The organism is Ochrobactrum sp. S1502_03 (assembly GCF_044435015.1).
Taxonomy (GTDB): domain Bacteria; phylum Pseudomonadota; class Alphaproteobacteria; order Rhizobiales; family Rhizobiaceae; genus Brucella; species Brucella chromiisoli.
This window is the reverse complement of the sequence record NZ_JAYEXN010000001.1, coordinates 381,429-405,659: the sequence shown is the minus strand read 5'-3', so window position 1 is coordinate 405,659 and position 24,231 is coordinate 381,429. Positions and strand designations below refer to the sequence as shown.

The window sequence follows — 24,231 nt, the reverse complement described above, 5'->3', positions numbered from 1 at the left end:
TTTCAAGCCGCTGGATCAGGTTCATGAGCGCTTGCCCTTGCGATAGGCTTCCCAAAGATCAGGACGCCGTTCTTCTGTAATGCGTTCAGCCTCAGCATGGCGCCATTTATCAATCGCACCATGATTGCCGGAGGTGAGAATTTCAGGGATCGAGCGATCCTCCCAAATCTGCGGGCGGGTATAATGCGGATGTTCCAGAAGCCCGGTTTCAAAGCTTTCCGTCTCGCCCGATTCCCGGTTGCCCATCACGCCAGGCAAAAGCCGCACAATCGCATCCAGCAAAACGATGGCCGCAGTCTCGCCACCCGACAGAATATAATCGCCGATCGAAATCTCTTCGAGCGCGCGTCCTTCGATCACCCGCTCATCGACACCTTCAAAACGGCCACACAGAATAATCGCGCCCGGACCGTCAGCCAGTTCACGCACGCGCTTTTGTGTGAGCGGCGCACCGCGCGGACTCATCAGCAGCATCGGGCGATCATCAGCAACCGAATCGAGCGCGCGCGCCACCACGTCCGGTTTCATCACCATGCCCGCACCACCACCCGATGGCGTGTCATCCACCATGCGGTGCTTGCCTTCAGCAAAATCGCGAATCTGCACTGTATCAAGCAACCACGTGCTTTCAGAAAGCGCCTTGCCAGCAAGCGAAATGCCAAGCGGCCCCGGAAACATTTCAGGATAAAGCGTCAGCACCGAAGCATGAAATCCCGGTCGCGCTTTATCCGTATCAGAAAGCGCGCTCATGATTTCTTTGGTCGCTTCTGGTCGTTTTGCTGCTTGGTATATTCGCGAAGCGCTGCCTCATCATCCTCGGCAATCAGTCCCGCAGCATAAGGCTCGACCGTTATAGTCCCCTTGTCAAAATCGATTTCCGGCACCGCTGCTTCCGTAAACGGGATCAGCATTGGACGTTTGCCTTTGAGACTGAGCTCAATCAGATCGCCGCCACCAAAATCGAAAAGGGCACTCACAACCCCATAGGATTGACCGTTCGCATCAACGGCTTCAAGCCCGATCAAATCCGTCTGGAAAAACTCATCTTCATCAAGTTCATCATCGTGCAATTGTGAGCGGTCGATGAAAAGCTCGGTGCCGTTGAGCGCTTCGGCAGCATTGCGATCATTGACGCCCTTGAAGCGAACAACAACCACTGTCTTTGCCGCACGGGCTTCCAGCACCTCATAGGCCTTGCCCTGCGCATCATAGAGATGGCCGTAATCAGCAATAGCCAGCGGATCATCGGTAAATGTCTTGACCCGGACTTCGCCACGTATGCCATGCGCGGCTCCGATGACGGCAAGCTGGATTGGGTTCTCGGGACGAGGCATGAATATTTCCGTGATTAGATACAATTGCTAATCGCATACCCAATTTCTCGCAAGAACGCCAAGGAAAAGAGCGAAAAGCAATATTTACTGCCCGGCAACCTATCGCTGTCACACTGCACCGACAACAACGCCAAGAGCGAATCCCGATCATGACCAGCAAAGCCGAATTCCTTATCCCAGCCCGCGCCGACCTTGCGGCGGCACGCGAGGAATGGCTGAAATCACTCAAAGACATGCGCCGTCTTTCGGAAAACACCCTTGAAGCCTATGAGCGCGACACACGCCAGTTTCTGCAATTCATGACCGGGCATCTGGGCGAGCCGCCGTCGATCAAAGACATCGGCAATCTGCGTATCGCGGATTTGCGCTCCTATCTTGCCAATCGCCGCAACAATGGTGCAGGCGCGCGCACGCTTGGCCGCGGTCTCGCAGGCGTTCGCTCGCTGTTGCGGCATCTGGAACGGCGCGGCCTGATCAATGCAGCCGGTGCAGGTGCCATACGCGCACCGCGCCAGCCAAAGTCGCTGCCAAAGCCACTCACCGCAGAAGATGCGCGCCGCGTTGTTGCTGCCGATGGCCAGATGGCGGAAGAGCCGTGGATTGCAGCGCGCAATGCTGCCGTTCTCACACTGCTCTATGGGTGCGGCCTGCGCATTTCAGAAGCTTTAAGCCTTGCAGGTGATGCGCTAAACGACCCATCCGTGCTTTCGATCACCATCACCGGTAAAGGCGGCAAGTCCCGCATGGTGCCACTGTTGCCAGCGGTGCATCGCGCCGTGGCGCAATACAGAGCGCTTTGCCCGTTTGATCTTTCGCCCGACAAAGCTTTGTTCCGCGGTGCCAAGGGCGGACAGCTTCATGCCGCCATTATTCAACGCGAGATGCAGAAACTGCGTGCCGGCCTCGGCCTTCCCGATACCGCAACCCCGCATGCCCTGCGCCATTCCTTTGCCACGCATCTGCTTGGCCGTGGCGGCGATCTGCGCACCATTCAGGAGCTGCTCGGTCATGCGAGCCTTTCAACAACACAGGTCTATACCGGCGTCGATACCGCGCGCCTTCTCGAAGTGTATGACAACGCGCATCCCCGCGCCTGACTACGCTGTTTCGGAACAATCAGCGCAACCGGCGGCACCGCCTGCCCCACCGGCACAAAACTGACAAAAAAGGCCTGCGCGAGCAGGCCTTTCTTCATATCGGTTTGAACCAATAATTACATATGGATTGGTTTGGCAAAGGTTGCCAGCGCCGATTCACGAACGGCTTCCGACATGGTTGGATGCGCGTGGCAGGTGCGTGCGAGATCTTCGGACGAACCACCAAACTCCATCAGAACAGCCAGCTCGTGGATCATTTCGCCGGCATTATAGCCGAGGATATGGGCGCCAAGAACGCGATCCGTTGCCTTGTCGGCGAGGATCTTCACAAAGCCATCCGTGTGCTGCATGGCGCGTGCGCGACCATTGGCCGTGAACGGGAATTTGCCGATCTTGTATTCGATACCTGCGGCTTTCAGCTCTTCCTCGGTCTTGCCAACGGAGGCGACTTCCGGCTGCGTATAAACAACGCTTGGAATAACGTCGAAGTTTACATGTCCCGCCTGACCGGCGATGATTTCCGCAACGGCAATGCCTTCGTCTTCGGCCTTATGTGCGAGCATTGGGCCCTGAACCACGTCACCGATGGCATAAATGCCCTCGACATTGGTGCGCCAATGATCATCGATTGCCACACGACCGCGATCATCGACATTGACGCCTGCTTCAGCAAGACCAAGACCATCGGTATAAGGACGGCGGCCCGTCGAAATCAGAACGGCATCGGCTTCGAGTGTTTCCGCATCGCCGCCCTTGACTGGTTCAAAGGTCACTTTTGCGCCCTTACCAGCCTTTTCAACGCCCGTCACCTTTGCGCCAAGCTTGAAAACAATGCCCTGCTTTTCAAGAAGACGCTGGAACTGCTTGGACACTTCGCCGTCCATCGCGCCCAGAACCTTGTCGAGATATTCGACAACCGTCACTTTCGCACCAAGACGGGACCAGACGGAACCAAGCTCCAGACCGATCACGCCGCCGCCAACGACAACCAGATGACCCGGAACCTTGTCGAGCGCGATTGCCCCCGTTGAAGACAGGATGACCTTCTCATCGATGTCCACCTTGACACCGGGAATGCCAGCAACGTCCGAACCAGTTGCGATAATGATGTTCTTGGCTTCGATTTCCTGAACGCTGCCATCTTCGGCCGTCACGGAAACCTTGCCCTTGGCAACGATCTTGCCAGTGCCGATGAATGGCGTGATCTTGTTCTTTTTGAACAGGAATTCGACGCCCGACGTATTCGACTTCACCGTCGCATCCTTGTGCGCCATCATCTTTTCAAGATTGAGCTTCGGCGTACCGACTTCAACACCCAGCGTATCAAAAGAATGTCCGGCTTCCGCAAACACTTCCGATGCGTGCAACAACGCCTTGGAAGGAATGCAGCCAACGTTGAGACACGTGCCGCCAAAGGTCTTGCGCTTTTCGATCACCGCCACCGAAAGGCCAAGCTGTGCGGCCTTGATTGCAGCAACATAACCGCCGGGGCCGGTACCGATGACAACCACATCGTATGACATTAAACTATCCTTCTTCAGTCTGATCCAGAATGGCCGTTACGGCCCTTAAACTGTTACAAAACCGGAAATCCGGTCATTCTTCAGGGGTGCAGGCCTTGAAACGAAACGTCTCGAACTGAAGCGGCTTTTCAGGCTTCGCTGCACCAAAATCATATCCGTCGAGCGCTGTTGCCAGATCGGGAAACAGAATGGCCTGCGCTGCCGGCTCATCGGCCTTGGGCAACACATCGGCTTCCGCACCTTCTTTCAGCGCATAGATAACACTCTGCCAGAGACTGCAATCATCAAGGTCTTCAGGGTCAGTGCCACCGTTCTTGCAGTTATAGGTAATGAGCGCATACGGACGTGCAACGCCCTCTTCCGGCCAGATCACCAGACCGGAAAGCTTGAACTCCGGCTTGTCATCGGCGGTAATCGTGAATTCATTGGTGGGGGCCGGATTCATCTTGAGCGCGTTCGACTGCCCCTCATGAAACGTGAGCGTGTAAGCATCACCCCGGTCACGATACACTGCACGGTTCTGCGTGCAAGCGGCCTGAACAGCACTTGAGAAAACCGTAACGGCGAGCGCAGATGCTGCCACCACTTTGAAGAGCTTCTTAACATCAGGCATCTGTCGGTTCTCCTCGTTCATCCGGCAGCTTTAATGCGCCCTTTCAGCAGCAAGTTTCAGACCAAGCGCAATGAAAACAACGCCACTCGTTCTGTCGATCCACTTTGAAGCACGCGAAAAAACCGCGCGCATCTTCGGCGTTGTCATAAAGAGGCTGACACCGATAAACCACGAAATCAATGCTGTGGCCATCACAACGCCGTAGCCAAGCTTGACTTCTGTCGGTGTATGAAGACTGACGACGGTCGAGAAAATCGACAGAAAGAAAAACACCGCCTTGGGGTTAAGCGCATTGGCGGCAAAACCAAGGCTGAAAGCCTTGAGCGCGCTCTGCTTGCGTTGCTTGTCCTGCTCTCGCATGTCGATATCGATCTTCGTCGTACCAGCGCGCAGTGCCTTGATGCCGATATAGACCAGATAGGCCACACCGCACCATTTCACGATATTAAACAGATAGATCGACTTGGAAATAATCAGCCCGAGACCAAGCACCGTATAGGTGACATGCATCATTAAGGCCGCACCAATGCCGAAACTGGTGATGATGGCCTCACGACGTCCATGCATCAGCGACTGGCGGATAACCATAGCCAAATCAGCGCCCGGCGAAACGATAGCAAAGGCAAAAATCGCCATCAGGGATGCAAGTTCAAACAGATAGGGATGCATCGCTTTTCCTTCGCCGCCGCATCAAGAGATGCAGGCAACCATCAAAAAACCAGATTGAAAAACATGCACGCAAGCCCGGCCAGCGAACCGATCCAGACAAGCGAGCGGATATAGGGAATGCCCGCAAGATAAAGCGGCACATAGATAATGCGGCAGATAAACCAGATCCATGCACCATAAAGCCCGAAACCTGCCGCCTCCCCTTTGAACACAAGTGCAAGAGCGAGCGCAACAAATGCAGGATAGGTCTCGCGGAAATTGGCAGACGCACGGTCCGCACGACCGGCCAGATGACCGGAGGGCTTGCGCCCTTCATCGCGCGGACCTGCATTCCATTGGGAGCCGAGTTCCCTCGTCGCCGTAAAGCCCTGCAAGAGGATGTGAACCACCAGCAGAACCACACTCCAGCCAATCAGCGGAAGAAAAGGCGACGATGAAAACATGCCTGGCTCCATCACTGTCTCCGATTAAAGATCAAGAACCAGACGCTCCGGATCTTCCAGGCTTTCCTTGACGCGAACAAGGAAGGTCACGGCTTCCTTGCCGTCAACGATGCGGTGATCGTAGGAGAGTGCAAGATACATCATCGGACGGATGACGATCTGGCCGCCAACAACAACCGGACGTTCCTGGATCTTGTGCATGCCAAGAATACCCGACTGCGGCGAATTGAGGATCGGCGAAGACATCAGCGAGCCGTAAACACCACCATTGGTGATGGTGAATGTGCCGCCCTGCATGTCGGCCATCGACAAAGAACCGTCGCGTGCCGCTTTCGCAAGACGACCCAGTTCCTTTTCAACGCCTGCGATCGAAAGCTGATCAGCGTCGCGGATAACAGGAACAACAAGACCCTTGTCGGTGCCGACGGCCATGCCGACATGCGCAAAGTTCTTGTAGATGATATCGGTGCCGTCGATCTCGGCATTAACAGCCGGAATTTCTTTGAGCGCATGCGTCACAGCCTTCGTGAAGAAGCCCATGAAGCCGAGCTTCACGCCATGCTTCTTCTCAAAAATATCCTTATAGCGCGAACGCAGTTCCATCACAGCCGACATATCGACTTCGTTGTAAGTCGTCAGCATCGCAGCGGTATTCTGCGCATCCTTGAGGCGCTTGGCAATGGTCTGGCGCAGACGGGTCATCTTCACGCGTTCTTCGCGTGGTGCATCATCAGCCGACGAAGCCGGACGCGCTGCAACAGGAGCGGCTGCCGCAGGAGCAGTCGAAACACCCTTGGCGATCGCGTCAAGAACATCGCCCTTGAGAACCTGACCGCGCTTGCCCGAACCTTCAACCTGATCAGCCGAAAGGCCTTTTTCAGTGAGGAGCTTTGAAGCGGCGGGGGCTGGCTGCATTGCCGGGCCCGACGATGCCGACGCAACAGGGGCCGCAACCGGAGCAGCAGCTGCAGCTGGCTTGGCTTCTTCCTTCTTCGGAGCAGGTGCAGCACCCGCACCGGAAATCTGGCCGAGCAGTGCGTTCACTTCAACCGTGTCGCCTTCCTGTGCCACGATTTCGGCCAGTACGCCCGCAGCCGCAGCTGGAACTTCCACTGTTACCTTGTCGGTTTCCAGTTCCACCAGAGGTTCATCGACAGCAACAGCATCGCCGACTTTCTTGAACCACTTTCCGATGGTTGCCTCAGTAACGGACTCCCCAAGCGTGGGAACGCGAATTTCGGTAGCCATGGTTTCTTCTTCCGTTGATCTTCAATCGTTAGATTTGACTTCAATTCAAGCGGAAGCAGCTTTTTTCAAACTGCTTCCGGCCGAAAGTTAAATTAATTGCCGAGTGCATCCTCAAGGAATGCGGCCAGCTGTTCAAGATGCTTCGACATCAGGCCCGTTGCAGGCGATGCCGCTGCCGGACGACCGGTATAGCGAACGCGCTGATGCTTGGCATCGATATGCGCTAAAACCCATTCCAGATACGGATCGATGAACGACCACGCACCCATGTTCTTCGGCTCTTCCTGACACCAGACAATTTCTGCCTGACGGAAGCGCGACAGCTCATTGATGAGTGCCTTGGCCGGGAACGGATACAGCTGTTCGACGCGCAGAAGATAGACATCGTCAATGCCACGCTTTTCGCGCTCTTCGTAAAGATCATAATAGACCTTGCCCGAGCACAGAACGACGCGACGGATCTTTGCATCCTTCTGAAGCTTAATGCCTTCATCGCCCTTGTTGTACTGTGCATCATCCCAAAGCAGACGGTGGAATGACGAATCACCCGACAATTCGTTCAGGCTTGAAACAGCACGCTTGTGGCGCAGCAGCGACTTCGGCGTCATCATGATAAGCGGCTTGCGGAAGTCACGCTTCATCTGACGGCGCAGAATGTGGAAGTAGTTAGCCGGCGTGGTAACATTGGCAACCTGCATGTTATCCTCAGCGCAAAGCTGGAGATAACGCTCAAGACGCGCTGACGAATGCTCTGGACCCTGACCTTCATAGCCATGCGGCAGAAGGCAGACGAGACCCGACATACGCAGCCACTTGCGTTCACCCGACGAGATGAACTGGTCGAAGACAACCTGCGCACCATTTGCGAAATCGCCGAACTGGGCTTCCCAGAGCACCAGCGCACGTGGATCGGACAGCGAATAACCATATTCGTAACCGAGCACGGCTTCTTCCGAAAGCATCGAGTTGATGGCTTCGTAGATCGCCTGACCCTTCTGAACATTGTTCAGCGGAATGTAGCGGTTCTGGTTTTCCTGATCGTAAAGAACCGTATGACGCTGCGAGAAGGTACCGCGTTCAACATCCTGACCCGACAGACGGATCGGATGGCCCTCCGAAACAAGCGAACCGAAAGCAAGCGATTCAGCCGTTGCCCAATCAATGCCTTCGCCCGTCTCAACCATCTTGGCACGGTTATCAAGGAAGCGCTGGATGGTGCGGTGGACATGAAAGTCCTTTGGCACTTCAACAAGCTTCTTGCCGATTTCTTTCAGCGTCTTGATTGGAACACCGGTCTTGCCACGACGCTGCTCATCGGCATTGTCAGCCGTGCGCAGACCACTCCAGGCACCATCGAACCAATCAGCCTTGTTCGGCTTGTAGCTCTGGCCAGCTTCGAATTCCTGCTCAAGCTTTTCGCGCCAGTCAGCCTTCATCTTGTCGACGTCAGCCTGTACCAGCAAACCTTCAGCAATCAGCTTTTCACTGTAAAGCTGAACAGTTGTCTTGTGCGCGCGGATTTCCTTATACATCAACGGCTGCGTGAAGGATGGTTCGTCACCTTCATTGTGACCAAAGCGGCGGTAACAGAACATGTCAATGACCACCGGCTTGTGGAAGATCATGCGGAATTCCATCGCAACCTTGGCTGCAAAAACAACCGCTTCCGGATCATCGCCATTGACGTGGAAAATCGGTGCTTCAATCATCTTGGCCACATCCGACGGATAAGGCGAAGAGCGCGAGAAGCCCGGATTGGTGGTGAAGCCAATCTGGTTGTTGATGATGAAATGCAGCGTACCGCCGACACGGTGACCGCGCAGACCTGAAAGACCAAGGCACTCAGCAACCACACCCTGACCGGCAAAAGCAGCATCGCCATGCAGAAGCAGCGGCAGAACCTTGGCGCGTTCCGTCAATGGCACCATGTCGTCGCGGGTGCGGCCAACAAGCAGATCTTGCTTGGCGCGTGCCTTGCCCATGACAACTGGATTGACGATTTCAAGATGCGACGGGTTTGCAGTCAGCGAAAGGTGAACCTTGTTGCCATCGAACTCGCGGTCCGAGGAAGCACCAAGATGGTACTTCACGTCACCCGAACCTTCCACATCGTCAGGCGCATAAGAGCCGCCCTTGAACTCGTGGAAGATTGCGCGGTGCGGCTTGCCCATAACCTGAGACAGCACGTTCAGACGACCACGGTGCGCCATGCCAAGCACGACTTCCTTGAGGCCCATCTGCCCGCCACGCTTGACGATCTGTTCGAGCGCCGGGATCAGCGATTCACCGCCATCAAGACCGAAACGCTTGGTGCCCTTGTACTTCACATCGATGAACTGCTCAAAGCCTTCAGCTTCGATCAGCTTCGACAGAATGGCCTTCTTGCCTTCAGCGGTGAAGGCATAGCCTTTATCCGGGCCTTCGATGCGTTCCTGAATCCAAGCCTTTTCAACCGGATCAGAGATGTGCATGAATTCGACGCCGATATTGCCGCAATAGGTGCGCTTGAGGATTTCAAGCATCTGCGGCACGGTCGCATATTCAAGACCCAGAACATTGTCGATGAAAATCTTGCGATCATAATCGGCAGGTGTGAAGCCATAGGTTGCCGGATCAAGTTCGCTAAAGTCGTTTGGCTTTTCAGCAAGACCAAGCGGATCAAGATTGGCATGGAGGTGGCCGCGCATACGATAGGCGCGGATCATCATGATGGCGCGAACGCTATCACGTGCAGCCTGTGCAATCTCTTCGGCGGTCAATGCTGCAGCGGCACTCTTGGCGTCAGCCTTGGCCTTGTCCTTCAGCTTGTCGGTCACATGCTTTTCGACACTGGCCCAGTTGCCGTCAAGCGCCGAGATCAGCTCGCCATTGGCCGGAATGGGCCAGTTCTTGCGCGTCCAGCTTGCGCCCTGCGCGTTTTTACGCACATCGTCGGCATCATCTTTCAGCTGTGCGAAGAACTCACGCCACTCGGGATCAACCGATGTGGGATCATCCTCGTACTTGGCATACAGCTCCTCAATATAGTCGGCATTGCCGCCATAGAGGAATGAGGTAAGGGCGAAAACGTCGTTGGCTTGTTCTTGCCTTGCCATAACCTAATCCGGAGCCTCCGCTCCGTCTCCTTGTAGTAGCTCATCATGCGCGGGCCGGAAGCTTTTGACCTTCATCCCTCACGCCGCCGGGGAGGAACCACAACAGACCCCGGCATAACTCGATCACAAACTTCATTCATGCGGAAGAATGATGGCCAAAGCCTGACATTCTCTTAACCGGCCGCCCCGGTATCTGTATGAAACCCGGCAGCAGCTTTCGCCACTGCCGGGGCATTTCAATCGACAATGCGCAATCTTAGCCCTTAAGGACTTCAACCAGCGTCTTGCCCAGCTGTGCTGGCGAAGGAGACACGCGAATGCCAGCCGATTCCATGGCTGCAATCTTATCTTCTGCGCCGCCCTTGCCACCGGAGATCACAGCACCCGCATGGCCCATGGTGCGTCCGGCAGGAGCGGTACGGCCAGCGATAAAGCCAACCATTGGCTTGCTTCGACCGCGCTTGGCTTCGTCCTTCAGGAACTGCGCAGCTTCTTCTTCAGCCGAACCGCCGATTTCACCGATCATGACAATCGACTTGGTTTCGTCGTCGGCCAGGAACATTTCCAGCACGTCGATGAACTCGGTGCCCTTGACCGGGTCGCCGCCGATACCAACAGCCGTGGTCTGGCCGAGACCTTCGTTCGAAGTCTGAAACACGGCTTCATAGGTAAGTGTGCCGGAGCGGGAAACAACACCCACAGAACCCTTCTTGAAGATATTGCCCGGCATAATGCCGATCTTGCATTCTTCTGGGGTCAGGATACCCGGGCAGTTTGGTCCGAGCAGGCGCGACTTTGAGCGTTCCAGACGCTCCTTGACGCGAACCATGTCCATGACCGGAATGCCTTCGGTGATGCAGACGATGAACGGAACTTCAGCGTCAATCGCTTCGATGATTGCGTCCGCCGCACCTGCTGGCGGAACGTAGATCACCGATGCGTCTGCGCCTGTGCGTTCCTTGGCTTCTGCAACAGTTGCGAAGATCGGAAGCTTTTCGCCTTTCGAACCTTCCCAGGTTTCGCCACCCTTTTTCGGGTGAATACCGCCGACCATCTGCGTGCCGTAATAAGCAAGCGCCTGTTCGGTGTGGAAAGTACCGGTCTTGCCGGTCAGGCCCTGTACGAGAACCTTGGTGTCCTTGTTAACGAGAATGGACATGCCTTAATTCCCCTTCACTGCAGCGACGATTTTCTGCGCCGCATCGTCGAGATCGTCAGCTGAAATAACATTCAGGCCGCTCTCGTTGATGATCTTCTTGCCAAGCTCGACATTGGTGCCTTCAAGACGGACAACCAGAGGAACCTTGAGGCCGACTTCCTTGACGGCAGCGATCACGCCTTCAGCGATCACGTCGCACTTCATGATGCCACCGAAGATGTTGACCAGAATGCCCTGAACAGCCGGATCAGCGGTGATGATCTTGAACGCAGCCGTGACCTTTTCCTTGGAAGCGCCGCCGCCAACGTCGAGGAAGTTAGCCGGTTCAGCACCATAGAGCTTGATGATATCCATGGTTGCCATGGCAAGGCCTGCACCATTGACCATGCAGCCGATATTGCCATCAAGAGCAACGTAAGCGAGATCGTGCTTGGAAGCTTCGATTTCCTTTTCGTCTTCTTCCGACAGATCGCGCAGTTCCTGAATGTCAGGATGACGGAACAGTGCATTGCCGTCGAACGATACCTTGGCATCGAGAACGCGCACGCGACCATTGGTCATGACGATCAGCGGGTTGATTTCCAGAAGGCTCATGTCCTTCTCGGTGAAGGCCTTGTAGAGGATCGGGAACAGCTTGAGGCCGTCTTCACGGGCTTCGCCTTTAAGCTCTAACGCATCGGCGAGCTTGTTGGCGTCTGCATCGGTCACGCCCTTGGCAGGATCGATGGCAACCGTGATGATCTTTTCAGGGGTTTCTTCCGCAACAGCTTCGATATCCATGCCGCCTTCGGTCGAAACGACGAAAGCAGGACGGCCAACGGTGCGGTCGATGAGGATCGAGAGATAAAGCTCGCGCTCAATGTCTGCACCATCTTCGATGTAAAGACGGTTGACCTGCTTGCCAGCTTCGCCGGTCTGCTTGGTGACGAGCGTGTTGCCGAGCATTTCCTTTGCATTGGCAACCACTTCCTCGACAGACTTTGCGAGGCGCACGCCGCCCTTGGCATCAGGGCCGAGTTCCTTGAACTTGCCCTTGCCGCGTCCACCAGCATGGATCTGGCTCTTGACGACATAAAGCGGGCCGGGAAGCGTCTTTGCCCATTCTTCCGCCTGTTCGACGGAATAAACAGCCACACCATTGGCGATCGGTGCGCCGTAAGTGTGGAGCAGGCGCTTGGCCTGGTATTCGTGAATATTCATCTGGTTGTCCTCTGCGGATTCCCGACCCTTTCAACAGAGCCGGTACGGATTGACAGCCGGAAAAGGCCGGGCGCCCCCAAGAGCAACCCGGCCTTGTCTGGAACTTATTTCAGTGACGGAGCAATGCCGATGCAAGCTTCGCAAAGACCGGCAACAGATGCGACCGACTTTTCGAACTCAGCCTTTTCGCCCTTATCAAGATCGATCTCGATAATGCGTTCAACGCCATTGGCACCAATCACGGTTGGAACGCCGACATACATGTCGTTCACGCCATACTGACCGGAAAGCTGTGCTGCGACAGGCAGAACGCGCTTCTTGTCCTTGAGGTAGGATTCAGCCATCGCGATTGCCGACGAAGCAGGCGCGTAGAAAGCAGAACCGGTCTTGAGCAGGCCGACGATTTCTGCGCCGCCATCACGGGTGCGCTGAATGATCTTGTCGAGCTTTTCCTGTGTGGTCCAGCCCATCTTGACGAGATCTGGCAGCGGAATACCGGCAACGGTCGAATAACGAGCGAGCGGAACCATTGAGTCGCCGTGGCCACCAAGCACGAATGCCGTGACGTCTTCGACAGACACGTTGAATTCTTCCGACAGGAAGTAACGGAAACGGGCGCTGTCCAAAACGCCAGCCATGCCGACAACTTTGTGCGCTGGCAGGCCGGAGAACTTCTGCAAAGCCCAGACCATCGCATCAAGCGGGTTGGTGATGCAGATGACGAAAGCTTCAGGCGCATATTTCTTGATGCCTGCGCCGACCTGTTCCATGACCTTCAGGTTGATACCCAGAAGATCGTCGCGGCTCATGCCCGGCTTACGCGGCACGCCTGCGGTAACGATGACAACGTCTGCGCCTTCAATTGCGGCATAGTCGTTTGCACCGGTGAACTTCGCATCAAAACCGTCAACGGGTGAAGATTCTGCAATATCCAGTCCCTTACCCTGCGGAGTGCCTTCCGCAATATCGAAAAGGACGACGTCGCCGAGTTCCTTCAGGCCAGCAAGATGAGCGAGCGTGCCGCCGATCATGCCGGAGCCGATGAGGGCAATCTTGTTGCGTGCCATGATTGTTTCTTTCCTCAAGTTTGATCCAGAAACGCATGAAGCTATCCGGTTTCCTCCCGGAAAACGCGTCTGCGCTGCGAGGGTTCGATAGGACTCTTTGCAAAAAAACTCAACTCATTATTTTGCGACTAATGTTTTCAATCGGTTAGATTTATATGTTCTTACGTAAACGTAAGATATTTTGACAAAATGAAGGCAACTCGACTCTATCGTCCGGCTGTTTCGCATCTTGAAAGATGCACCAGCCGGGCCGCAGGTGATCGTCTTAAAGAGCTTGCTGAAGGAGCACCGCTCCTCCCGCATTCTGCCCTTTTTGCAAAGCAACATAGCCCGAACTTTCTATAAGTCGAGTCTTTGTCAATTCGATGATAGGGCGCAAAGACGGCGAAGCTGTCTCAGCCTTGAGCTCTTTCTGAAAAACTGTCGAGATATTCTGCGCTCTGCATTTCAAAAAGGCGCGAGGCTGTACGGTCAAACTCAAAGGCTTCCACGCCCTGCTTAGCCTCATAGAGCTTTTCAGGCTGCGCTTCGGCAGAGATGAAAAGCCGCGCATGATGATCATAAAGCACGTCGATGAGCAAAATAAAGCGCTTGGCTTCATTGCGGCGCGAATAGTCAAGCATCGGCACATCATCAATAAACAATGTCGAATAGCGCGTGACGATAGCGATATAATCATTGGCTGCAAGCGGCTGCGCGCACAGTTCATCAAAGCTGAAGCGTGCTGCCCCCGGCACTGCACGGCGCACGGAAATATCGCGCCCCTTGATGTGGATCACATCCGGCTTTTCTTGCCGACCAGCCTTCAGCGCTGTCCACGCAGCCTCCATCCGTTTGCTCGTCTCGGAATTAAGCGGTGTCAGATAAACCGGCTGACGGTCGAGCTTTTCCAGCCGGTAATCGGTGCGCGAATCGAGATTGATCACATCGACATGCTGCTTGAGAATATCGACAAAGGGCAGGAACAGCTGACGGTTCAGCCCATCGCGATAAAGATTGTCGGGTGCCACGTTGGACGTCGCAATCAGCACCACGCCGCGCGCAAACAAAGCGCTGAACAGGCGCGACAAGATCATCGCATCCGCAATATCGGTCACAGTAAATTCGTCAAAGCAAAGCACCCAAGCCTGTTGCGCCAAAGCTTCTGCAACCGGCGGAATCGGGTCTTCCTGCTTGGTTTCGCCACGCTTCAAGGCCTGACGATGCGCATTGATACGCTCATGGACATCGGCCATGAAATCATTGAAATGCGCGCGGCGTTTGCGTTCGACCGGCAAAAGCTGGAAGAACATATCCATCAGCATGGTCTTGCCACGCCCAACCTCGCCATGGACATAAAGGCCTTTGACGGTGGCAATCTCTTTGCGCTTGCCAAACAGCCAGCCCAGCGCACTCGATTTGCGCGACAGGCGTTTGCTGCAAACTTCCTCGATCAGCCGGTCATAGCGTGCAGTCAGTTCAAGCTGCGCGGGATCGGCCTCGACTTCCCCCGCTTTGACCAGCGCGTCATAATGCTCGCGAACCGAGGGGAACGCCTTCAGATTACCGTCGAAAGACATGATTGTCTGTCCCACCACTCAATTGCAGAAAAGGCGGAGCGTCTTGCGACTGCTCCGCCTGTCTTTAACGCAGTTGCTTTATCAGCGCGACAGCGAAACGGCCTGACCGCTTGTGGTCTGGCCGTCAAATCGGCTCGGACCGGAAGAATAAAGCGTTGCGACCGTGCCGCCATTCGCATCATAGAGCGAAAGCTGCTTGCCATTGACCGCCCATGAAGCGAGGCTTCCAAGTTCACCGGGGCAGCGCAATGGGCCAGCGCGGAAACCCTGACCATATTTGGTCTGCGGGGTTGCGATCTTGCAGTTCTGACCGGCAAGGGAAGCATTCCACACGCCAGCAACCTTGCCCGGCGTCAGATCAGGTGCCGATTCGGGCGGCAGACTTGCAACCTGCGTGCCTGCGGCAGGCATTGAAGTGTCAGTCGTCGGCGCCGTCGGAAACGATGTCGGCGCGTTCAAATTGCCGGACTGCACAGAACTGACGGGAGCAGAGCGCAGCGGTGCTGGTGGCGGCGGCGATGCATTATTGTCAAAACCTCCGACCCGGGAGCTTTGGCAACCGGCCAGAATAGCGCCCGCCGCAGCAATGCTGAGCAAACTTGCTTTTGAAATTCCCATCTGGTTCTCCAATTCCTGGTCTTGGTGGGGCCAACAAGTGGGGGAGTGCCCCTTGCAGGATCGAGTTTGAAAGCTCGACCTAAAACATTATTGCACCGATAAAATGGCGATATGGTTAAAAAATCAACTGTAGTCTTGTGCGAATTTCGTCAAAACAGGATCAGGAAGGCTTGAAAGTGCTTAGAAATTTTCAAAATGGCGCAGGAAGGACACAGTTTTTGCGCAAATAGCGATCCACAAGTTCAGCAATCAGACAGAGCTGAAGCCAATCGTGCACCGGTACTGGCAATTTGTGGGCTTTTCCGCCATATAGAGCCTTTCTAAACGAACGGGACCACGAACCAGCAATGAGCAAGGCCATCTTCGCCAAGATGAACGGATTGGGCAACAAGATCATTGTTGCTGATATGCGCGGACGCAGCGATCATATTGCTGCGACTGCTGCTATCCGTTTGGCCGCAGATGAGGCAACCGCGTTTGATCAAATCATGGCCATTCATGATCCCAAAACGCCCGGCACCGATCATTATATCGAGATCATCAATTGCGATGGCACGCAGGCGCAGGCTTGCGGCAATGGTACGCGCTGCGTTGTGCAATGGCTTTCCAAAGAAAGCGGCAAGCAGGATTATACGTTCCAGACACTGGCTGGCATCCTGACCGCCAATGAGCACGAAGATGGGCTGATTACCGTCGATATGGGCAAGCCGCATTTCGGCTGGAAGGAAATCCCCCTCGCCCATGCAGTTGAAGACACAAGCGCCATCGACCTGTCTGCTGGCCCTGCTGATGCGCCTGTTCTGCAAGCGCCGTCGATCGCATCCATGGGCAATCCGCACGCGATCTTCTGGGTTGAAAACGATGTCTGGTCCTATGCACTGGATAAATATGGTCCCGGACTGGAACATGCCCCGGTCTTCCCGCAACGCGCCAATATTTCCATCGCCCAAATCACATCGCGCGACAGCATGAACCTGCGCACATGGGAACGTGGCGCGGGCCTCACCCTTGCCTGTGGTTCTGCCGCCTGCGCTGCTGCCGTCTCAGGCGCACGCACGGGACGCACCGAACGCAATGTCACCGTGAATGTCCCCGGCGGCCCACTCAAAATCGAATGGCGCGACGATGATCACGTCATGATGACCGGGCCTGCCGAGTGGGAGTTTGATGGCACATTTGATCCTGTAACCGGCGAATGGGACTACGCCCCCAATCAAGACCGGGGAGCTGCCTGATGGCCGTGGAAGTCATAACCTTTGGATGCCGCCTCAACACCTATGAATCCGAGGTGATGAAGCGCGAAGCGGATAATGCCGGTCTTGGTGAACTCAAAGACGGCGCGATCATCTTCAACACCTGTGCGGTCACGGCAGAAGCCGTCCGTCAGGCGCGTCAGGCCATTCGCAAAGCCCGGCGCGACAACCCGGAGGCTCGCATCATTGTGACGGGCTGTGCCGCGCAAACGGAATCGGCAAAATTTGAGGCCATGGACGAAGTCGACCTCATTCTGGGTAATGAGGAAAAGCTAAAGGCCAATTCCTATCGCATGCTGCCCGATTTCGGCGTGAACCAGTTCGAAAAAGTGCGCGTCAACGACATTATGGAAGTGCGCGAAACCGCAAGCCATATGGTCGATGCCATTGAAGGCCGCGCGCGCGCTTTCGTGCAGGTGCAGAATGGCTGCGATCATCGCTGCACCTTCTGCATCATTCCTTATGGGCGCGGCAATTCGCGTTCGGTGCCAATGGGCGGCGTGGTCGATCAGGTCAAACGCCTTGTCGATAACGGCTATCGGGAAGTCGTTCTAACGGGCGTGGACATGACCTCTTACGGTCCCGATCTGCCGGGTAGCCTGCGTCTTGGAAAACTGGTCAAAACCGTTCTCAATCAAGTGCCGGATTTGCAGCGCCTGCGTCTCTCATCCATCGATTCCATTGAGGCCGATGAAGACCTGATGGAAGCAATCGCCAATGAAAAGCGCCTGATGCCGCATCTGCATCTGTCGCTTCAGGCAGGCGACGACATGATTTTAAAGCGCATGAAGCGCCGTCATTTACGCGATGATTCCATCCGCTTCTGCGAAGATGTACGCGCACTTCGCCCCGACATCGTGTTCGGTGCCGACATCATTGCCGGTTTCCCGACCGAAACAGAAGAGATGTTCGCAAACTCGATGAAAATCGTTGAGGAATGTGGCCTGACACATCTGCACGTCTTCCCCTATAGCGCACGCGAAGGCACACCGGCTGCACGCATGCCACAGGTCAGACGCGAAATCGTGAAAGATCGCGCCGCACGTTTGCGTGCCGTTGGTGACCGCGCATATCAAAAACACTTAGCTTCTCTCAATGGCACTGTGCAGCGCCTGTTGATCGAGAAGGAAGGCATTGCCCGCACGGAAGGCTTTACGCTTGCCGCTGTGGATCAGGGCAATGCTGGCGAAATTATCGAACGAATTGTGACGGGGCATGACGGTGAAAAACTCCTCACCCGTCAGACAGAGCCGCAAGCGGCTTAAAGCTTAAGGGCATCAAAATTCATGGCAATGGGTTTCATCAAGAAAATGTTCTCCTTCGGCAAGAAGGAGGTCGAGGAAAAACCGGTCGAAGAACTGGCTCCCGATTCTTTGGAAGCACAGCTTCCTGAAACCACCGAGTTAGCCGCAACCGAAGTGGTCGTTTCCGAACAGGACACACCAGTTGTTATTGCTGATCCTGAGCCGGTTGAGGAAGAGAAGGCAGAACCGGAACATCCGGTTGCCGAGATTGAAATTCCGATTGAACAGCCTCCAGTGATGGAGCCAATCGTCGTTGAAGCCCCTGTTGCAGAGCCGAACATTGAGCCAGAGCCGGAACCTGTTGCTGAACCTGAACAGGTTGAAGTGCCGGCAATCCCCGAGACAGCGACTGTTGAGGATGGGGTTGAACCCGCCGTTCAGCCGGAACCGGTAAAGCCCAAAAAGGTCAAGGTCGCAAAGGCCGTTGAAGAGCATCAGGAAGAAGTGCCGGTTGAGGCAGCGCCTGAACCAAGGCTTTCCTGGTTCGAGCGCCTGCGCCGCGGGTTGTTGCGCTCATCGAATTCATTAAGCGATTCCATCGGCAGCATTTTCACCAAGCGCAAGCTCGATGAAGATACGTTGCAGGATCTTGAAGACGTACTCATTCAGGCCGATCTCGGTCTTGAAACCGCGATGCGCGTCACCGACGCGCTGTCATCCGGCCGTTATGGCAAGGACGTGACTGGCGAAGAAGTCCGAAACATCATGGGCGCAGAAATCGAGAAGGTTCTCGGTCCCGTTGCTAAACCGCTGGAACTCGATCTTTCGCATAAGCCGCATGTCATTCTGGTTGTCGGCGTCAATGGAACCGGCAAGACCACGACCATCGGCAAGCTGGCGGCAAAACTCACCGCTGGCGGCCTCAAAGTCATGCTTGCGGCAGGCGACACATTCCGCGCCGCAGCCATCGAACAGCTTCATATCTGGGGTGAGCGCACCGGCTCTCCGGTTGTTTCGAGCAAGCTTGGCGCCGATGCGGCAGGCCTTGCCTATGATGCATGGAAGCAGGCGAAAGAGGCGGGCAGCGATGTGCTCATCATCGACACCGCAGGCCGTTTGCAGAACAAGGCCGAGCTGATGGACGAACTCGCCAAGATCGTCCGTGTGCTTGGCAAGCATGACCCGGAAGCCCCGCACACCGTCCTTCAGACGCTGGATGCCACCACCGGGCAGAACGCGCTCAATCAGGTCGAGATTTTCAAAAATATCGCTGGCGTCAACGGCCTTGTCATGACCAAGCTGGACGGCACGGCACGCGGTGGCATTCTGGTGGCAATCTCTGCCAAACATAAGCTCCCAATCTATTTCATCGGCGTCGGCGAAGGTGTCGACGATCTTGAACCATTTGCGGCCAAGGATTTTGCCCGCGCCATCGCAGGAGTTGCCTGATGGAGCATCCCGTTTTCGAACGCGATCCCTCGCAAAAAACCGAAGCCGAACGCAAGGAAGTGCCGCCGCTGCTCAAGCTTGCGCTGGAACTCGGGCCGCTTCTGGTTTTCTTTTTCGCCAATGCGCGTGGTGAAAGCCTGATTGAGCATTTTCCGGTGCTCGCTCAGATTGGCGAGCCGATCTTTCTGGCAACTGCCCTCTTCATGGTTGCGACCGTCATAGCCCTTGCCATTTCATGGTCGATGACACGCACCTTGCCGATGATGCCACTCATTTCCGGTATCGTGGTGCTGGTTTTTGGTGCGCTCACACTCTGGCTGCACAACGACACCTTCATCAAAATGAAGCCCACAATCGTCAACACGCTGTTTGGCGCGATCCTGCTTGGCGGACTGCTGTTCGGCAAATCCCTGCTCGGTTATGTGTTTGATTCGGCCTTCCGGCTTGATGCCGAAGGCTGGCGGAAACTGACCTTCCGCTGGGGCCTGTTCTTCATCTTCCTCGCAGTGGTGAATGAAGTGGTGTGGCGGAATTTTTCGACCGATGCCTGGGTCTCTTTCAAGGTCTGGGGCATTATGCCGATCACCATTGTCTTCACGCTTTCACAAATGCCGCTTATCCAGAAGCACACATTGCCTGAAGCTAAAAAAGATTAGAGCATGTCTCCCAAAAGTGGGAACCGGTTTTGGGACAAAGACATGCGTAAAAACAAAGAATTAGAGCGAGCGCAACACGCTCTAAGATATATGGGAGGACGCCATGTTACGCCTGGACATTGAACAATTCATCTGCCGCAGCGATAATTATGGTGTTCTCATTCATGATCCCGAAAGCGACCTGACAGCTGCAATCGATGCGCCGGATGCGGCAGCCATTGAAGCGGCACTAAAACGCCGTGGCTGGACACTCGACTTCATCTTCACGACGCATCATCACCTTGATCATGTTGAAGGCAATGCGGCGTTGAAAGCCAAATTCGGCGTCAGCATCATCGGCCCGGAAGCAGAAGCCAGCAAAATCCCGACGCTCGACCGCAAGATGAAAGACGGCGACGAATTCACCTTCGGACTTTTCAAGGTGAAAGTGATCTCCACCCCCGGCCATACGGCTGGCGAGATTTCCTTCTATCTGCCGGAAGCGAAAGTCGTGTTCACGGGCGACACGCTTTTTGCATTGGGCTGCGGTCGTCTGTTCGAAGGAACACCGGCAACCATGTTCCAGTCTCTGCAAAAACTTGTGTGGCTTCCGGGTGACACGGTCGTTTATTGCGGTCATGAATACACGCAGAGCAATGCGCGTTTCGCCCTGACGATTGATCCTGACAATTCGGCCTTGAAAGAACGGGCGGCAGAGATTGCGCGGTTGCGTGCGGCTGATAAAATGACCCTGCCCACAAGCATTGCGCTTGAAATGGCCACCAATCCGTTTCTGCGCTGGCACGATAGTGGCATTCGCGCACGCCTTGATATGCGCGAAGCAAGTGATGAAGCCATTTTCGCAGAAATCCGTAAGCGCAAAGACCATTTCTAGGATACGATCATGACGACCTTTTCCCGCATCAAGAAGTTCAACGCAGCCGCAGTCTTTGGCCTTTCGCTCATCGTCCTTCCGCAATCAGTGAACGTCACTTATGCCGAAGATATTATTGCGATTGCCACGCCGCCGAAGACACCAGAAGAAATCAACAATTTCAAGCTGAGCGAAGACCTGCTCACGCGCATGGAAAAAATCCATAACAAGCTTGAGGAAATGCAGCTTTCGCCCACGGCAGAAGAAGGTCAGGATGCACGTCCGACCATGGATTCCATGGTAAAAAGCATTGAATCGCGGCCACAGGTTGTTGCTGTTATGAAGGCTGAAAATATCGAACCACGCGATTATCTTCTTGCCTATTTCGCCATGATGAACGGACTTGCGGCGGCGGATGCCGAAGAAGAAGAACAGCTCGTCGATGAAGTGAAGCAGATTAATCCCGAACACCTCGCCTTTGCCAAGCAATATGGTGAACGCATTCGCGAACTGATCGGCGAGTAAATATAAAAAAAACGGCGAAGTTTTCTTCGCCGGTTTTGGTTTTACGAAGGTTGTCTTAACAAACGCAGCGCGTTGATTGTCACGAGAACTGTTGCACCCGTATCGGCCAGAATAGCAGGCCAGAGGCCGGTAATCCCAAGCACCGTGGTCACGAGGAACACCGCTTTCAGCCCAAGCGCGATTGTGATGTTCTGATGGATATTGCGCATGGTCCGCTTCGACAGATCAACCATCGCAGCCACATCACCCACCCGGCCATGCAGCACCGCTGCATCAGCTGTTTCAAGCGCCACATCGGTGCCGCCGCCCATGGCAATGCCAACATCGGCAGCAGCCAGTGCTGGCGCATCATTGATGCCGTCGCCAACCTTGGCAACAATCTGACCGTCATTGCGAAACGCGCCAACAATCCGTTGCTTGTCTTCCGGCAGGAGCTCGGCGTGAACTTCAATACCGAGATCCTTACCAATGGCTTCTGCGGTACGGCGATTATCACCCGTCAGCATGACGGTGCGAATGCCTGCATTTTTCAGCACCTTCAGCCCTGCAATGGCATCCGCACGCGGCTCATCACGCATGGCGATAGCGCCTGCAATTTTGCCGTCTGCAACCAAAACAGAAACCGTTTTGCCTTCATCATTGCAGGCGGCAATCCGAGCTGCAAGATCGTCCGGAATGGGAGAGATTTCATTGGCAGCCTTGCGCGAACCAAGGAACAGCTCAATCCCATCAGCTTTACCTGACACACCCTTGCCGCCATGTGCCTTGCCAGTCGCAACGGAGGAGAGCTTCAGACCGCGCGCATCTGATGCGCTGACAATTGCAAGCGCCAGCGGATGGCTGGAACCTGCATCAAGCGAAGCAGAGAGACGCAAAACTTCTTCTTCCGAAAGTGCTCCCGGCAGAACATCCGTTACCTTCGGCTTACCTTCGGTGAGCGTTCCGGTTTTATCAAAACAGGCGGTCGTGATCTTTCCGATGGTTTCAAGGACAGCACCACCTTTCAAAAGCAACCCGCGCCGCGCACCCGCCGAAAGCGAAGCCGCAATGGCCGCAGGCGTCGAAATAACCAGCGCACAGGGGCAGCCGATCAGTAGAATGGCCAGACCCTTGTAAATCCACTCCCCCCATTCAGCGCCCGCAACAAGCGGCGGCAGAATGGCAACCAGTGCAGCCACAACAACCACGCCCGGCGTGTAATAGGTCGAAAAGCGATTGATGAAACGCTCGGTCGGCGCTTTGGCTTCCTGTGCTTCCTCAACCAGCCGCACAACGCGTGCGATGGTGTTGTCCTCAGCCGCAGCCGTCACCTTCACCCGCAGCAAGCCATCGCCATTGATCGTGCCTGCAAAGACGTTTTCGCCCACGCCCTTGCCAACCGGCGTGCTTTCGCCCGTCACCGGTGCTTCATCAATGGCACTTTCACCCGAAATGATCTCACCATCAGCTGGCATACGATCACCGGGGCGCACCACAATCACATCGCCCACATTGAGCGCCGCCGCAGGCACTTCACTGGTTACGCCATTGCTTTCAACAAACGCGGTCTTGGGCACCAGCGCGGTCAGCGACTGGATGCTGTCACGCGCTTTGCCAGCAGCAACCCCTTCGAGCAATTCGCCGACCAGAAACAGAAAAACAACCGCTGCTGCTTCTTCTGTCGCGCCGATAATGACAGCGCCAATGGCTGCAATCGTCATTAGCATTTCGATGGAAAACGGTGTGCCATTGATGGCTGCCGAATAAGCGCGTTTTGCAATCGGTATAAGACCGATCAGCATGGCAGCCGTGAACGCCCACAGTGCAACCGGTGGATAAAAATAGCCGACAACATAAGCCACCACCAGACCACCACCGCAGGCGAGCATCATCTTGCCCTTTGCGGTTTGCCACCAGCGCTTTTGCTTTTCTGGCGCGGCAGGCTGGAGCTTGCGCGTGGCGGTTGATTGCGCACTGGCCTTATAGCCAAGTGCCGTCACCTTTGCGGCAATCGCATCAACACTGGCCGAGCCATCATGATTGACGATCATGGTGCCATTGGTCACCGAAACAGACACATCCTGCACACCACCGACGCGACGCACAGCCGTATCGATCTTGGCCGCGCAAGAGGCACAATCCATCCCCTCCACACGAAAACGCAGACTGTCAGCACCCGCAACAATCTGCTTTGCTTCAGCTTCGTCATGAACGTGATCATGGTGATTGTGGTCATGCTTATGATCATGGCCGCCGCAGCCTGCATGATCGTGATCGTGATCGTGATCGTGATCGTGATCGTGATCGTGATCGTGATCGTGATCGTGATGCTCGTGTTTGTGAGGCGCTTTTTTGTCAACCAATTGTTCGATGCCATAGCCAAGGCTGCGCACTTTTTTGGCAACGCTTTCCAAATCGCTGCTGCCATCATGACGCACCGTCATCATGCCTGTCGTCACCGACACGGAAACATCTTCCACACCCGAAACACGACGCACAGCCGTATCGATTTTCGTCGCGCAGGAAGCACAATCCATACCTTCCACGCGAAACCGGTTCTGTTTTAAAATCTCATTCATAATCTGCCCCTGTCGAGACCACTCTTGAATTGTCTGAAACAAGGTCTACATCCTCTAGTGACTAGAGG

At 55.1% G+C, this 24,231-nt stretch carries 21 protein-coding genes; 7 read left to right on the top strand and 14 right to left on the bottom strand.

All coding sequences use genetic code 11. The features are described 5' to 3' along the window. Window positions 1-21 precede the first annotated feature (21 nt). Both trmD and rimM read right to left on the bottom strand, forming a co-directional pair. Complete coding sequence (trmD, locus tag VBH83_RS01900; protein ID WP_265982369.1) at window positions 22-750, bottom strand: tRNA (guanosine(37)-N1)-methyltransferase TrmD; 729 nt, start codon at window positions 748-750, stop codon at window positions 22-24. After that, window positions 747-1,334, bottom strand: coding sequence for a ribosome maturation factor RimM (rimM, locus tag VBH83_RS01895; RefSeq protein ID WP_265982370.1), 588 nt, complete (start codon window positions 1,332-1,334; stop codon window positions 747-749). The genes trmD and rimM overlap by 4 nt, the downstream gene beginning before the upstream one ends. A gap of 149 nt (window positions 1,335-1,483) precedes the next feature. On the opposite strand from rimM, the gene VBH83_RS01890 reads away from it, so the two are divergent. Next, a complete protein-coding gene (locus tag VBH83_RS01890; RefSeq protein ID WP_265982371.1) occupies window positions 1,484-2,431 on the top strand; it encodes a tyrosine recombinase XerC in 948 nt (315 codons plus the stop codon). 116 nt (window positions 2,432-2,547) lie between these two features. On the opposite strand, the gene lpdA is transcribed toward VBH83_RS01890, so the two are convergent. From lpdA to VBH83_RS01835, 11 genes are all read right to left on the bottom strand, one after another. After that, window positions 2,548-3,954, bottom strand: coding sequence for a dihydrolipoyl dehydrogenase (gene lpdA, locus VBH83_RS01885; RefSeq protein ID WP_265982372.1), 1,407 nt, complete (start codon window positions 3,952-3,954; stop codon window positions 2,548-2,550). A 73-nt stretch (window positions 3,955-4,027) separates the two neighbouring features. Beyond that, window positions 4,028-4,567, bottom strand: a complete 540-nt coding sequence (locus VBH83_RS01880; protein ID WP_265982373.1) for a hypothetical protein — start codon at window positions 4,565-4,567, stop codon at window positions 4,028-4,030. Between the two features lie 30 nt (window positions 4,568-4,597). Beyond that, a complete protein-coding gene (locus VBH83_RS01875) occupies window positions 4,598-5,236 on the bottom strand; it encodes a LysE family translocator (RefSeq protein WP_396996064.1) in 639 nt (212 codons plus the stop codon). Between the two features lie 41 nt (window positions 5,237-5,277). After that, a complete protein-coding gene (locus VBH83_RS01870; protein WP_265982375.1) occupies window positions 5,278-5,691 on the bottom strand; it encodes an MAPEG family protein in 414 nt (137 codons plus the stop codon). A 12-nt stretch (window positions 5,692-5,703) separates the two neighbouring features. Continuing rightward, window positions 5,704-6,927 carry a 2-oxoglutarate dehydrogenase complex dihydrolipoyllysine-residue succinyltransferase gene (gene odhB / locus VBH83_RS01865; protein WP_265982376.1) on the bottom strand — a complete coding sequence of 408 codons (1,224 nt, stop codon included), beginning with the start codon at window positions 6,925-6,927 and terminating at the stop codon, window positions 5,704-5,706. Window positions 6,928-7,019: 92 nt separating this feature from the next. Then, on the bottom strand, window positions 7,020-10,022 hold the full coding sequence (locus tag VBH83_RS01860) for a 2-oxoglutarate dehydrogenase E1 component (RefSeq protein ID WP_265982377.1): 3,003 nt from the start codon (window positions 10,020-10,022) through the stop codon (window positions 7,020-7,022). Window positions 10,023-10,278: 256 nt separating this feature from the next. Beyond that, window positions 10,279-11,181 (bottom strand): succinate--CoA ligase subunit alpha, encoded by a 903-nt coding sequence (gene sucD, locus VBH83_RS01855; RefSeq protein ID WP_265982378.1) that lies wholly within the window; start codon window positions 11,179-11,181, stop codon window positions 10,279-10,281. Window positions 11,182-11,184: 3 nt separating this feature from the next. Further along, the gene (gene sucC, locus VBH83_RS01850) at window positions 11,185-12,381 is read right to left on the bottom strand and encodes an ADP-forming succinate--CoA ligase subunit beta (RefSeq protein ID WP_265982379.1); all 1,197 of its coding nucleotides are present in this window, start codon (window positions 12,379-12,381) and stop codon (window positions 11,185-11,187) included. 104 nt (window positions 12,382-12,485) lie between these two features. Beyond that, on the bottom strand, window positions 12,486-13,448 hold the full coding sequence (gene mdh, locus VBH83_RS01845; protein ID WP_265982380.1) for a malate dehydrogenase: 963 nt from the start codon (window positions 13,446-13,448) through the stop codon (window positions 12,486-12,488). Between the two features lie 395 nt (window positions 13,449-13,843). Continuing rightward, window positions 13,844-15,007 carry a cell division protein ZapE gene (gene zapE, locus VBH83_RS01840; protein WP_396996060.1) on the bottom strand — a complete coding sequence of 388 codons (1,164 nt, stop codon included), beginning with the start codon at window positions 15,005-15,007 and terminating at the stop codon, window positions 13,844-13,846. Window positions 15,008-15,088: 81 nt separating this feature from the next. Then, window positions 15,089-15,625, bottom strand: coding sequence for a protease inhibitor Inh/omp19 family protein (locus VBH83_RS01835; protein WP_265982382.1), 537 nt, complete (start codon window positions 15,623-15,625; stop codon window positions 15,089-15,091). Window positions 15,626-15,972: 347 nt separating this feature from the next. On the opposite strand from VBH83_RS01835, the gene dapF reads away from it, so the two are divergent. From dapF to VBH83_RS01805, 6 genes are all read left to right on the top strand, one after another. Then, a complete protein-coding gene (gene dapF, locus VBH83_RS01830) occupies window positions 15,973-16,860 on the top strand; it encodes a diaminopimelate epimerase (protein WP_265982383.1) in 888 nt (295 codons plus the stop codon). Further along, the gene (mtaB, locus tag VBH83_RS01825) at window positions 16,860-18,143 is read left to right on the top strand and encodes a tRNA (N(6)-L-threonylcarbamoyladenosine(37)-C(2))-methylthiotransferase MtaB (RefSeq protein ID WP_265982384.1); all 1,284 of its coding nucleotides are present in this window, start codon (window positions 16,860-16,862) and stop codon (window positions 18,141-18,143) included. Before dapF ends, mtaB begins: the two co-directional genes overlap by 1 nt. 21 nt (window positions 18,144-18,164) lie before the next feature. Beyond that, entirely contained in the window at window positions 18,165-19,571 is a 1,407-nt protein-coding gene (gene ftsY / locus VBH83_RS01820; protein WP_265982385.1) for a signal recognition particle-docking protein FtsY, read from the top strand. Then, window positions 19,571-20,227, top strand: coding sequence for a septation protein A (locus VBH83_RS01815; RefSeq protein WP_265982386.1), 657 nt, complete (start codon window positions 19,571-19,573; stop codon window positions 20,225-20,227). Before ftsY ends, VBH83_RS01815 begins: the two co-directional genes overlap by 1 nt. A gap of 103 nt (window positions 20,228-20,330) precedes the next feature. Next, entirely contained in the window at window positions 20,331-21,101 is a 771-nt protein-coding gene (gloB, locus tag VBH83_RS01810; RefSeq protein ID WP_396996056.1) for a hydroxyacylglutathione hydrolase, read from the top strand. Window positions 21,102-21,110: 9 nt separating this feature from the next. Beyond that, on the top strand, window positions 21,111-21,605 hold the full coding sequence (locus VBH83_RS01805; protein ID WP_396996054.1) for a hypothetical protein: 495 nt from the start codon (window positions 21,111-21,113) through the stop codon (window positions 21,603-21,605). Between the two features lie 41 nt (window positions 21,606-21,646). Here VBH83_RS01805 and VBH83_RS01800 read toward each other — a convergent pair whose 3' ends face one another. After that, window positions 21,647-24,163, bottom strand: a complete 2,517-nt coding sequence (locus VBH83_RS01800) for a heavy metal translocating P-type ATPase (protein ID WP_396996052.1) — start codon at window positions 24,161-24,163, stop codon at window positions 21,647-21,649. Window positions 24,164-24,231: the final 68 nt, after the last annotated feature.